The sequence below is a fragment of the Clostridium sp. USBA 49 genome (assembly GCF_900167505.1).
Classification (GTDB): Bacteria; Bacillota; Clostridia; order Clostridiales; family Clostridiaceae; genus Clostridium_AT; species Clostridium_AT prolinivorans.
Map to the genome: position 1 here is coordinate 340988 of NZ_FUYD01000002.1, position 12122 is coordinate 353109.

15 protein-coding genes are annotated in these 12122 nt (G+C 25.1%); all 15 read right to left on the reverse strand.

What is annotated here, in order from left to right:
- Position 1: 1 nt before the first annotated feature.
- The 15 genes from B5D11_RS03590 to spoIIIAD all read right to left on the reverse strand — a co-directional run bounded on the left by B5D11_RS03590 (position 2) and on the right by spoIIIAD (position 12118).
- A complete protein-coding gene (locus B5D11_RS03590; RefSeq protein WP_078681677.1) occupies positions 2-463 on the reverse strand; it encodes an arginine repressor in 462 nt (153 codons plus the stop codon).
- On the reverse strand, positions 460-1314 hold the full coding sequence (locus B5D11_RS03595) for an NAD(+)/NADH kinase (protein ID WP_078681678.1): 855 nt from the start codon (positions 1312-1314) through the stop codon (positions 460-462). The genes B5D11_RS03590 and B5D11_RS03595 overlap by 4 nt, the downstream gene beginning before the upstream one ends.
- 11 nt (positions 1315-1325) lie before the next feature.
- A complete protein-coding gene (locus tag B5D11_RS03600; RefSeq protein WP_078681679.1) occupies positions 1326-2144 on the reverse strand; it encodes a TlyA family RNA methyltransferase in 819 nt (272 codons plus the stop codon).
- Positions 2145-2165: 21 nt separating this feature from the next.
- The gene (dxs, locus tag B5D11_RS03605) at positions 2166-4055 is read right to left on the reverse strand and encodes a 1-deoxy-D-xylulose-5-phosphate synthase (protein WP_078681680.1); all 1890 of its coding nucleotides are present in this window, start codon (positions 4053-4055) and stop codon (positions 2166-2168) included.
- Between the two features lie 186 nt (positions 4056-4241).
- Entirely contained in the window at positions 4242-5111 is an 870-nt protein-coding gene (locus tag B5D11_RS03610) for a polyprenyl synthetase family protein (protein ID WP_078681681.1), read from the reverse strand.
- Between the two features lie 2 nt (positions 5112-5113).
- The gene (locus B5D11_RS03615; protein ID WP_078681682.1) at positions 5114-5335 is read right to left on the reverse strand and encodes an exodeoxyribonuclease VII small subunit; all 222 of its coding nucleotides are present in this window, start codon (positions 5333-5335) and stop codon (positions 5114-5116) included.
- A gap of 17 nt (positions 5336-5352) precedes the next feature.
- The gene (gene xseA / locus B5D11_RS03620) at positions 5353-6561 is read right to left on the reverse strand and encodes an exodeoxyribonuclease VII large subunit (protein WP_078681683.1); all 1209 of its coding nucleotides are present in this window, start codon (positions 6559-6561) and stop codon (positions 5353-5355) included.
- Entirely contained in the window at positions 6551-7399 is an 849-nt protein-coding gene (locus B5D11_RS03625) for a bifunctional 5,10-methylenetetrahydrofolate dehydrogenase/5,10-methenyltetrahydrofolate cyclohydrolase (protein WP_078681684.1), read from the reverse strand. The genes xseA and B5D11_RS03625 overlap by 11 nt, the downstream gene beginning before the upstream one ends.
- Before the next feature lie 14 nt (positions 7400-7413).
- Positions 7414-7827 (reverse strand): transcription antitermination factor NusB, encoded by a 414-nt coding sequence (nusB, locus tag B5D11_RS03630; RefSeq protein WP_078681685.1) that lies wholly within the window; start codon positions 7825-7827, stop codon positions 7414-7416.
- Between the two features lie 444 nt (positions 7828-8271).
- Complete coding sequence (locus B5D11_RS03635) at positions 8272-8664, reverse strand: Asp23/Gls24 family envelope stress response protein (protein WP_078681686.1); 393 nt, start codon at positions 8662-8664, stop codon at positions 8272-8274.
- A gap of 82 nt (positions 8665-8746) precedes the next feature.
- Positions 8747-9241, reverse strand: coding sequence for a SpoIIIAH-like family protein (locus tag B5D11_RS03640; protein WP_078681687.1), 495 nt, complete (start codon positions 9239-9241; stop codon positions 8747-8749).
- Between the two features lie 59 nt (positions 9242-9300).
- Entirely contained in the window at positions 9301-9942 is a 642-nt protein-coding gene (gene spoIIIAG / locus B5D11_RS03645; RefSeq protein WP_078681688.1) for a stage III sporulation protein AG, read from the reverse strand.
- A 13-nt stretch (positions 9943-9955) separates the two neighbouring features.
- Positions 9956-10540 (reverse strand): stage III sporulation protein AF, encoded by a 585-nt coding sequence (spoIIIAF, locus tag B5D11_RS03650; protein ID WP_078681689.1) that lies wholly within the window; start codon positions 10538-10540, stop codon positions 9956-9958.
- A gap of 33 nt (positions 10541-10573) precedes the next feature.
- Complete coding sequence (gene spoIIIAE, locus B5D11_RS03655; RefSeq protein ID WP_078681690.1) at positions 10574-11722, reverse strand: stage III sporulation protein AE; 1149 nt, start codon at positions 11720-11722, stop codon at positions 10574-10576.
- Positions 11723-11734: 12 nt separating this feature from the next.
- A complete protein-coding gene (gene spoIIIAD, locus B5D11_RS03660) occupies positions 11735-12118 on the reverse strand; it encodes a stage III sporulation protein AD (protein WP_078681691.1) in 384 nt (127 codons plus the stop codon).
- Between the last annotated feature and the right edge of the window lie 4 nt (positions 12119-12122).

Genomic DNA, 12122 nt, shown 5'->3' on the forward strand with positions numbered 1-12122 from the left:
ATTATACTTCCTCCTCATTAATCATTTTTTTTATTTTTTGAACTAATTCATTAGCTTGTTCAATTGTTCTTACTAAAATAAAAATTGTATTATCTCCAGCAATAGTACCTGCAATCCCGTGGAAATTAAGAGAATCTATTGCTTCTGCTGCTGCAGAAGCTGAACCTGAAATAGTCTTAATAACTATAAATTTATCTATATTTTCCACAGAAACAACTGTTTGCTTAAATATATTTACTAATTTATTTGATATAAAATTTTCTACTGGAGCTATAGACGCATATTTATATTTACCGTTATTTGATAAAACTTTTATTAATTTCAATTCTTTTATATCTCTTGATACTGTAGCTTGGGTTACATCTATTCCTATATTTTTTAATTCTTCTGCTAATTCTTCCTGAGTTTCAATATCTTTAGTATTTATTATTTCCAATATTTTAGAATGACGTGAAATTTTCATTTTATACCACCTTCGCATTCTTTAGTTCTTAAAGTAATTTTTTTCCTTAATATATCAAAATAATTGTATTTATCAAGTTTTATAAGTTTACATTGAAAGGGTGCCATACTAATTTCAATTATATCATTATTGTTTATTTCTAAAGATTGTTGACCATCAACTGTAAGAAAAACACTTTCATGCTTTTTTTTAATATAAATATTTATTTTGCTTTTACTATCTACAACAATAGTTCTCATTCCTAAAGAATGTGGGCATATTGGAGTTATAGAAATTAACTTTAATGTTGGAAATATTATTGGTCCTCCAGCAGATAATGAATATGCAGTAGATCCCGTGGGAGTAGAAACAATTACCCCATCAGCTGTAAATGAAGAATAAAACATATTATCAATATATATATCATAGTTTACCATTCTTGCTAAAGTACCTTTTGATAAAACTGTATCATTTAAGCATAAAAAACTCTTTTCTTTTTCTCCTCTTTTTACACTGCAATTAAGCATCATTCTTTCTTCTATACGATATTGTTTATTTTTAATACGGTTTATAGCATATTCAAATTCAGAACTTTCTACTTCAGTTAAAAACCCTAAGTTACCTATATTTACACCTAATATAGGTATACCATATTTAGCTATTTCTCTTGCAGTACCTAATAATGTTCCATCTCCACCTAATGAAATAATAAAATCCAAATCTTTTACAAATTTTTCGTCTAGACTTTCTGTGTTATTAAAAATTTTAATATTAGTCTGTATCATTATTCTATTTATTATATTAATCAAAGAATCTAAAATAATTCCTTGATTATCTTTAATTTTATTTATATTTATACCTATATTTTTCATAATTATTCACCTTATTTGATACTTAAAAATTTATGTGCTGAATCAACTACTTTATCTATATAGCTTAACTCAAATTTTGTTTCATAATCTTCATTTTTTGTAAAATAAATAAGATACTCTATATTTCCTTCAGGACCTTTAATAGGTGAAAAATCAAGATTAATTATTTTTAATTTATTCTTTAATATAAATTCTGCAATAGAATATATTACTTCTTTATGTATTGATGGCTCTTTAACTACACCTTTTTTCCCTACCTTTTCTCTACCTGCTTCAAACTGGGGTTTTATAAGAGCCATTATTTCACCATTATTGTTTAATAATTTTAAAACTGGATCTATTACTTTTTTTAAAGATATAAAAGAAACATCTATACTTGCAAAATCACTAGTTTCTCCAATTTGCTCTAAAGTTACATACCTAATGTTAGTTCTTTCTAAACAAACTACTCTGGGATCAGTTCTAAGTTTCCATGCAAATTGACCATATCCTACATCTATAGCGATTACCTTTTTAGCCCCATTTTGAAGCATACAATCAGTAAATCCTCCTGTAGACGCTCCTATATCAAGACATATTTTATTATTTAAATTTATATTAAAATTTTTTATTGCTTTTTCTAATTTTAATCCTCCTCTACTTACATAAGGAAGTTTTTCACCTCTAAATTCTATATTACAGCTTTGCTTTACCTTTTCTCCACATTTGTCAATTCTTTGACCATCTACAAATATTTCTCCCGCCATAATACTAGCTCTAGCCTTTTCACGAGATGAAAATATTCCTTTATTTACAAGAAGTAAATCTAATCTCTCTTTTATTTCAGACATTTTTAACCTCTCTTTATATAGTTAAATAATTTTTAATATACTTTTTGTTATCCCATCAACATCTAATCCATATAATTTATACAATATATCTACACTACCGTGAGTAATAAATTCATCTTTAAATCCAAGATTTAAAATTTTTATATTTTTATCTTTACTTAAAGTAGCTATATATTCAATCACTAAAGATCCCAATCCTCCATGAACTATATTATCTTCAATTGTAACAATATTATAGTTATTTTCAACTAATTTTTTTATTAATCCTTTATCTATTGGCTTTATAAAACACGCATTTACTATAATTATATCTATAGGTTTTTCTTTTAAATTTTCTTTTACTAATATTGCATTTTGAACCATTTTACCCGAAGCAATAATTGCAATTTTAGTATTATTTATATTTTTATTTTGCACAGTTGAAACAATTTCCCATTTCCCTTTTATATAATCTTTCATTGCCGTTAATTTTACATTATAATTATCTCCACCACGTGGATATCTTATAGCAATAGGATAATTTTGATTTAAAGCCCATTTAAGCATATATCTAATTTCATCTATACATTTAGGCGTCATAATTGTTATATTAGGAATATGAGAAAGGTATGATAGATCAAATATACCTTGATGTGTTTCACCATCTTCTCCTACAATTCCTGCTCTATCTATAGCAAATATTACAGGAAGTTTTTGTATACACACATCATGTAATATTTGATCATAAGCTCTTTGTAAAAATGTAGAATATACTGCAAAAATAGGCCTAAGCCCTTCGCTTGCCATTCCTGCAGCCATAGTCACTGCATGTTGTTCAGCAATTCCTACATCAAAAAATCTATCTGGGAAATTCATAGCAAATTTACTTAATCCAGTTCCATCTTTCATAGCAGCGGTAATAGCTACAATATTTTTATTATCAGAAGCTAACTCTACTATAGAATTACCAAATGCACTAGAATAAGTAGGAGTATTTTTAGAACATATTTCTCCGCTATCGCAATTAAAAGGACCTATACCATGAAATCTATCAGGATTTTCTTCTGCATGTTTATATCCTTTACCCTTTTGCGTAACAGTATGAATTATAACAGGTCCATTTATAGTTCTTGCCATAGACATAACTTTTGATAAATCTTTAATATTGTGTCCATTAATAGGTCCAAGATATTTTATGCCCATGTCTTCAAAAATCATGCTAGGTACTATAACTTGTTTTATACCTCCTTTTATTCTTTCAATAGAATTTGCCATTCCTTTTCCTATACTTGGTATTTTTCTTAAGGTCGAATCAATCTCTTGCTTAAATCGATTATATTTAGGATCTATACGAATTTTGCTAAGGTAAGTAGATAATCCGCCTACATTTTTGCCTATAGACATTTCATTATCATTTAATATTATTATTATTTTAGTTCTTTTATATCCAGCATCATTTAAGGCTTCAAGAGCCATTCCTCCGGTAAGTGCACCGTCACCAATTACAGCTATAACTTCATATTTTTTGCCATACAAATCTCTAGCTCTAGCCATACCTAAAGCAGCAGATATAGAAGTACTACTATGACCTGTTTCAAACATATCATATATACTTTCTTCTCTTTTAGGAAATCCACTAATTCCTCCAAATTTTCTAAGTGAATCAAATTTATCTTTTCTTCCTGTTAAAATTTTATGAACATAAGATTGATGCCCTACATCCCAAATAAGTTTATCTTTATTAAAGTCAAATACATTATATAAACTTAAAGTAAGTTCTACTACTCCTAAATTAGAGGCTAAATGACCTCCTGTTTTAGAAACTTTATCTATAAGAAATTGTCTTATTTCTTGAGCAAATTGATCTAATTGAGTAAAATTCATATTTTTTATATCATTAAAATCTTTATAATTATCTAATATTTTATACATAAATATCTATCCTTTTATAATATTCATTTAATATTCTTTATTATACTAGCACTAAAAAATAGTATATGTAAAGTTTTTTTCAAAATTTTAGCATAACAAAGGCTACTAATTTCAAAATATTAGTAGCCTATCAAATATAGTATATCATAATAAAAAAATTTTTTCAAAATGTTGTTTTATTTGTTTTTAAAAATTTCTATTAAGTAAAAATAATGTAAGTTTTTTTAATAAAGATGTATCTTTATTAATTTTATTGAGTAATTCAATACATTCTTCTGTAAGAGTAATACACATATATTTACTTTTTTCTATTCCATAAATAGATATGAAATTAGTCTTATTATTTTTTTTATCACTATTAACGCTCTTGCCTAAAAGTTCTTTATCTCCTTCTACATTTAGAATATCATCTTTAATTTGAAATGCTAAACCTAATTTTTCACCAAATTCTTCAAGAATTATTAATTCATCATGAGGAGCTTTTCCGAGCATTGCACCACAAATTATTGATGCTGTAATAAGAGCACCAGTTTTTTTACTATGCATATAAAATAGTTCATCTTTAGAAATATTTTTGCCTTCACTTAATATATCAACTACTTGTCCTCCTATCATTCCATCAGCTCCAGCTGCTAATGCTATTTTGCTGCAAGCTAAAAGTTCTTCTTTACCATTTTTTGCACAAAATTCAAACATTATATTCATTGCTTCATTTAACAAAGCATCGCCTGCAAGTACAGCAATACCTTCTCCAAAGACTTTATGATTTGATAGCTTTCCTCTTCTAAAGTCATCGTTATCCATACAAGGTAAATCATCATGAATTAAAGAATAAGTATGTATCATTTCAATGGCAGCTGCCACTGGAATAACTTCATCATAATTATTTTTATACATACCATATGTAATTAAAAATAATAAAGGTCTTATTCTTTTTCCTCCTAAATTGAGACTGTAATACATAGCATCATATATTTTTCTATTATAAGATTTTTTATCCTTAAAACAATTTTTTAAATAATTTTCTATAATATTTGTTAAATTTTCTATTTTCATACTCACTCCTCGCTATCTACAAAGTCCTTTTCTTTACCTTCAGATAAAATTTTTATTTTGCCTTCATATTCGTTTAATGTTTTAAAAAGCTTATTGCAAAGTTTAATTCCTTCTTCATAATTTTTAATAGAGTCTTCTAAATTTAATTGTCCTTTATTCATAACTTCTACAATATCCTCAAGTTTTTTTATCATAATTTCAAAAGACTCATTTTTTTTTGCCATTATAAACCTCCATAATATTAATTATATTCATCCATATATGTTATTTTTGCTTTAATAGTTCCATCATTTAAAGTAATTTTAATAATATCAGTATTTTTAAGTATTTCTTTTTCACTTATTATCCTATTATCCATATCTTCTATTATAGCATATCCTTTACTTAAAATTTTAATAGGATTATGTGCACAAATCAAAGCATAAATTTTGTTTATTTCTTGTTTTTTTACAGCTATAGATGATTTTACTATTAATTCTAATTTATCTTGTAATTGTGAAATGTAATCATATTGATTAATTATATAATTCAATGGATTATACATTTCTAAAGTTCTACTTAAAACATTTATTTTGTTATAATTTTTTTCAATAATTCTTTTAATATTTATATCTAATTGAGTTTTTAAATGCTCTATATTTAATTCCAAATCCGCAAGACTAGGAATAGCTATTTCTGCAGCAGCTGAAGGAGTTGGAGCTCTTTTATCACTTGTAAAATCTACTAATGTAAAGTCTGTTTCATGTCCAACGCCAGTTATAATAGGTTTTTTAGAATTATATACAGCTCTAGCAAGTTCTTCATTATTAAATGCCCATAATTCTTCAATAGAGCCTCCACCTCTAGCTAATATAATAACATCTATATCATCTCTAGAATTTAATACTTTTATGCCGTTAATTAAGTCTTCACTTGCATTTTCTCCTTGCACTAATGCTGGATATAAAAGTAATTCAATGTATTTATTTCGTCTTTTAGAAACATTAATTATATCTTTAATAGCAGCTCCAGTTGGAGATGTTATTATGCCAACTTTTCTAGGATACTTAGGTATAGGTTTTTTATGTAACTCATCAAACAAACCTTCTTTTTCAAGTTTATTTTTAAGTTTATCAAATTCAATAAAAAGCTCTCCTATTCCTTGTTTTATTATTTCATGACAATAAATTTGATATGTTCCTTCTTTTTCATATACAGATATCTTTCCTTTAACAATTACAGATTCTCCATTTTGAGGAATAAATTTTAAGCTATTAGCATAATTTTTAAACATAATACAATTAATTTTACTATTTTGATCTTTTAATGAAAAATAAAAGTGTCCACTAGAATGTGCTTTAAAATTTGAAATTTCACCTTTTATATTTATATTATTAAGTATAAAATCAAAATCTATTATTTTTTTTATATAATTGTTTACTTCTGAAACTGATAAAGTTTTAATATACATTTTTTAACCACGCTTTATAAGTATTTTTTATTAACATTGTTGTGGTCATAGCCCCAACTCCACCTGGTACTGGTGTTATGTAAGATGCTTTAGATATCACTTCATTAAATAGTACATCACCTTTTATTTCGTCATTAACCTTTGTTGTTCCTACATCTATTACAATAGCCCCTTCTTTTATATATTCTGCATTTATAAATTCTGGTTTTCCTATAGCACAAATTAATATATCAGCCTGATTGCAAATATTTTTTAGATTTTTTGTTTTGGAATGACACATAGTAACTGTAGCGTTTTCTCTTAATAAAAGTTCCCAAACAGGTTTTCCTACAATATTACTTCTTCCAATAATTACAGCATGTTTACCTTCTATATTAAAACCAGTGCTTTTTATAAGATGGATAATACTTTGAGGAGTACAAGGTTCAAAACAATCATCGCCTTTGTAAAATTTCCCTAAATTAACGTCGGTTAATCCATCAACATCCTTAAGATAATTTAAATTAGAAGTTATCTTTTTTTCATTAATATGTTTAGGCAAAGGCATTTGTATAATAATACCATCTATTTCTTTATCATTATTTAAATTATTTATAACTTCAATTAATTGAACTTCATCTATATTTTTATTTAATAAAACTTTTTTATATTGTACATTTAATTTATCACATATATTTTTCTGGTTATTCATATAATATAAAGATCCCCCGTCTTCTCCTACTAATATACTAGCAAGACAAGGTCTTCTAAAACCTAATTTAATTCTTTCTTCTATTAAATCTTTTATTTCCATTCTTAATTTTTGAGAAATAAGTTTCCCATCTATTATTTTACCCAAAAATAACCTCTCCCTTATTGATGATTATTATCTTTAATCATTCTATCCAATATCCCATTGATAAATTGAAATGATTTTTCTTCAGAATATTTTTTTGCAAGTTCAATACCTTCATTTACAGATACTTTGTTAGGTATTTTTTCTTCATAAAATATTTCATAAGTACACATTCTTAATATTGCTAAATCAATTTTTGACAATCTTGAAATTTTCCAATTAATTAAATATTTTTCAATTTTACTATCAATATCTTTAATATTTTTCTCAACACCACTAACAATTGTAGTTATATATTCCATATCTACATCATTTAGATCTAAATCAGTGTTTTCTTTAAAATTTGCTATTAAAGTTTTATAATTTTCTTTGTTAATAGACATTTCAAAAATTAATTTCATAGCTATTTCTCTAGATTTTCTTCTATTCATTTTATACCTCCCAAATTTACATCGACTAAATATATTAACTAAGTTTATATATTTTATATAAAAGTATATTTATCATATCTTTTTCTGTATCTTTATTAAACAGCCTTATAAAATTAGCTTTAACTCCATCATTGGCCTTAAATTTATTCATATAAATTTAATATTTTTAATAATAAAAACAATATTTTTAAATTTATTAATAAATTTTAGGCCTATATAAATCATTTTATATTATATCGTTATTTACAAAAATATTTTTATATAAGCATAATTATATAATTTATAATTAATTATATACAGCATCAATTATATATATTATTTCATATTTCAATTATTATCAAGTTAAATATAATTATACCAATATAAGTGTTTTTGACAATATTTCTTTAATTATAAAAGTAATTAAAATAAAATCCCTCTGAATGAAAATCCAGAGGGTAAAAATTATTCTATATTTTCATTTTGTTTTTCTTCTAATTTAGGAATTACAACATTTTGAACATGAACATTTACAGCTTCAACTATAAGGCCTGTCATAGTCTCTACTACTTTTTTTACGTTTTCTTGTACGCTGTTACAAATTTCAGGAATATTTACTCCATATTCAACGACAACATGCAAATCAATAATTGAACTGTTTTCGCCTACAGTAACTTTAACTCCTTTAGATAAATTTTTTTTACCTGTAAGAATTTGAGTTATACCACCAACAAGATTTGCACTTAATCCAACTATTCCTTTTATTTCTGTAGCTGCAAGAGCTGCTATAACTCCAACCACTTCATCAGATATTTTTACTATACCCATATTAACTTCATCTTTTAAATTTTCTTCCATATTAGTACCCCCTTGCTAATAATAGCAATAGTTTTTATCTTAAGTTCATTATATCAAATGTATATAATCATTACAATTATAATTATTTAAGTGCTATTTCAACATCCTTTATTTTTGTAATTCCTAAAACTATATTTTTTATATCCCTTGCATTTTTATCTGTAAATTTTTCCTTATCAGCTTTTACATATACTGTAACTTTATTTTCAGATATTTGACAAAAAGATTCTTCATATCCTTTACCTTTTAATTGAGCTTCAATTTTTTGCTCATTAGAATTATTCATAGTAAAAGTATTTAATTTTTCTGCTGTAGCTTCTCTTGTATCTTTAGGAGTATTGGGATCATCAATTATGCTTTTATATGTAGGAACTGTATTAGCATATGTTTGTTGACGATTTAAAGCCATTTCTGTAAAAAAATTATCTTTTGTACCTGTTTTACTTGATGTTTTAGTATCTTGTGCAACTTCCTGAGAATCAACATATAATGGGCTATTAACTTTAGTAGCAAGTACTCCTGCACATACAATAAGTACTAACAATGTGGCAATAATAAAAGCTTGTTTTTTATTCATTTTCATATTCCCTCCATTAATCTTTCTAATAAATTATATGATTCTTTTATGAATTTATTCTATTTTTTCATAGGATATACACTAACTTTATCTGGTGTTAAGTTATAAAGTTTTGTAACGGCTTGAGTTATTTGCATCTGAATAATTTTATCATCTGCGCCTTCAGCTATTACGCAAACTCCAATAATTTTTGGTTTTTTAGTTTGTACAATTAAAGGCTGACTTTTAGAACCATCATTAGTAATTACAATTGTACTTCCATTATTATTTTGAACAGTTTCTCTAGTTCCTCCACTATTATCCTTTTCTTTTGTTGTACTATTTGAGTCAGTTATATTTATTGCTGGAACCTGTTCTTCACTCCCCTCAATAGTTATCATAATATTGGTTTTACCAACTCCTTCCATATCTTCTAAAATAGATTTTAATTTATTTTCTAATTTTTTTTCATAATCATTTTTACTTTCTTCCTGAGATATCTCTTTAGAAGTAGTATTTGATGTATTTATATTAGTAGTATTGGTATTATTAAAATAATTATCAGCAGTTACAAATAATATACCTATTAATACTAAACTTAAACAAACAATTAAAAAATTAGAATATTTATTTTTTCTATTTTTTTTATCCGTATTTTCTTTTACTACAAATATTTTTCTTAGTTCTTTGTAAATTTTTTCTATAATTTTGTGTATATCCATATTTACCTCCTTGTTAATTTTTTTCATAAATTTCTATAAAATTATTAGAAATTTTAAGTTCTTTAGATAAATAATCTTTAATTAATTTACTGTTTGTATCTTCTGATTTATTAGAATCTAAATTACTCTTTGTACTTATGTCTACTTTTTTTACTTTGCTTATACCTTTATTTATAATATCTACTTTTACATTTTTAACAATAACTGATGAAACTTCTTCATCATAATCTACAAAAACTTCAACTTTATAATTATTGTTTGGGAATTTTTCTTTAAGTTTATTTTGGCATTCATTTTCTAAATTTAATTTAAAATTATTTAATGTTTTTTTCATCCCTTCTTCTTTATATTCTTTAATATTTTCACTATAAGAACCATCATCAAAATATTCAAAAACTTCTTTTGTATAATTATCAATATTATAATTTTTATCAACTATTTTAATAATAGGATTAATTAGTACAGTTATTAAAATTAGTCCTAAAACAAATTTTACATATTTTTTAAAATTATTATTAGGTAAAATCATTTCTACTGCTGTACTAAATATAACTGTAGTACATATTGTTATTATCCAAGATTTCAATTCTTCAATCATACGTTCACCTGCTTTTTATTTTAAATCTATACATCAACCTCCTACAGGAATTTTTCCAGCTGAAGCTATTATAGTAATCATTATAAAAAACATAGTAGATATACTTATTACACAAGACATAAGGAGGATTAATGCATCTCCAACAGAAGTTAAACAACTTACAATTCTACTGTCACTTACAGGCTCTATAAATGCAGCTGTTAACTTATATACAAATGACATTGCCAATATTTTAAAAACAGGGAATATAACAAGCAATAATATTATTATTAAGCCTAACCCACTAATTGCATTTTTTAAAAGCAGCGAATACCCAGCTACTGTAGATATAGCATCTGATAAAGCTTTGCCTACTATAGGTACAAAATTATCTACAGCATATTTTGCAGTTTTAGCTGTAACTTGGTCTATAGTTTTTGAAGTTATTCCTCTTATAGTCAAAACCCCAATAAAAATAGTCATTATTATACCTTGCGCCCAAAGTGCTATTTGACTTAAAAGCTTTGTTAATTTATTTATTTTAAATTCTTCAGAAATGTTATTTACAAATTGCAATACAAAACTCATAAATATAATTGGTATAATAATATTTATGTATATTCTTGAAGATATATTAATTACTGTTATAATTATTGGATCCATTATAGTCGCCTGTGTAAAACCTCCTACTGTAGCTAAAAGCATCATAAGAACAGGTATTATAGCTGCCATAAAATCTGTAATTTTTATTATAGTATCTTTAGCTACTGAAGCTGCACCGTAAAAACTTTTAGATATTATCACTATCATTAATGCATAGCAGGCAAAATATGCTATATTCCCTATATCATTTTTACTAAAAGAATTTTGAAGATTATTAAGTAAAGCACACACTATACTTATTACAATTAATATAGCCATAGATTTAAAAAGTGCTACTACATCTTTAAAAGTATATGTAAGTAAAGCTTGTGAAACCTTTTTAAATGATATTTTACTATTACCGCTTTTTATAAATTCTTCTACAAATTCTTTTGGCTCTAAATCTTTTAAAACTTCATAATCAGTTTTCATATTTGTTATGTAATCATATAGATGTTGAATTTGTAAATCATCTTCATTAATACTTTTTTGTATAGAATCAGCTTGTACATTAAAAGGTAATAATATAATAATAAAAATTATAAATATAAATTTTTTCATGATATACCTCTTTTATATTATCTTTAGAATTGATTGAAGTACTGCCATAAGAATAGGTATTGCTAATACTAAAATAAATATTTTACCTGCAAATTCTACCTTTGAAGCTATATTGCTTTCACCCGCATCTCTACAAATTTCAGCACAAAAGGAAGCTAAATATGCTATTGCTAATATTTTAAAAACTGTATTTATATACACATAATCTATATTAGCTTTTAAAGCTAACTGTTGAATCAATTGAAGTACCGCTGTAATTTTACTTATTGTAAATAAAAATATAATAATTCCAGCTACTGTACTTACTTGTATAGCTAATGTTCCATTTTCTTTTCTTAAAATAAAAACTATAGTTAATGCCATAAATGCAAAAGCTACTACCTTAACTATATCCATAATT

Bases quoted from the DNA above. Each gene is read 5' to 3' on its own strand.
- B5D11_RS03590 (WP_078681677.1), bottom strand. From the start codon at position 463: ATGAAAATTTCACGTCATTCTAAAATATTGGAAATAATAAATACTAAA.
- B5D11_RS03595 (WP_078681678.1), bottom strand. From the start codon at position 1,314: ATGAAAAATATAGGTATAAATATAAATAAAATTAAAGATAATCAAGGA.
- B5D11_RS03600 (WP_078681679.1), bottom strand. From the start codon at position 2,144: ATGTCTGAAATAAAAGAGAGATTAGATTTACTTCTTGTAAATAAAGGA.
- dxs (WP_078681680.1), bottom strand. From the start codon at position 4,055: ATGTATAAAATATTAGATAATTATAAAGATTTTAATGATATAAAAAAT.
- B5D11_RS03610 (WP_078681681.1), bottom strand. From the start codon at position 5,111: ATGAAAATAGAAAATTTAACAAATATTATAGAAAATTATTTAAAAAAT.
- B5D11_RS03615 (WP_078681682.1), bottom strand. From the start codon at position 5,335: ATGGCAAAAAAAAATGAGTCTTTTGAAATTATGATAAAAAAACTTGAG.
- xseA (WP_078681683.1), bottom strand. From the start codon at position 6,561: ATGTATATTAAAACTTTATCAGTTTCAGAAGTAAACAATTATATAAAA.
- nusB (WP_078681685.1), bottom strand. From the start codon at position 7,827: ATGAATAGAAGAAAATCTAGAGAAATAGCTATGAAATTAATTTTTGAA.
- B5D11_RS03635 (WP_078681686.1), bottom strand. From the start codon at position 8,664: ATGGAAGAAAATTTAAAAGATGAAGTTAATATGGGTATAGTAAAAATA.
- B5D11_RS03640 (WP_078681687.1), bottom strand. From the start codon at position 9,241: ATGAATAAAAAACAAGCTTTTATTATTGCCACATTGTTAGTACTTATT.
- spoIIIAG (WP_078681688.1), bottom strand. From the start codon at position 9,942: ATGGATATACACAAAATTATAGAAAAAATTTACAAAGAACTAAGAAAA.
- spoIIIAF (WP_078681689.1), bottom strand. From the start codon at position 10,540: ATGATTGAAGAATTGAAATCTTGGATAATAACAATATGTACTACAGTT.
- spoIIIAE (WP_078681690.1), bottom strand. From the start codon at position 11,722: ATGAAAAAATTTATATTTATAATTTTTATTATTATATTATTACCTTTT.
- spoIIIAD (WP_078681691.1), bottom strand. From the start codon at position 12,118: ATGGATATAGTTAAGGTAGTAGCTTTTGCATTTATGGCATTAACTATA.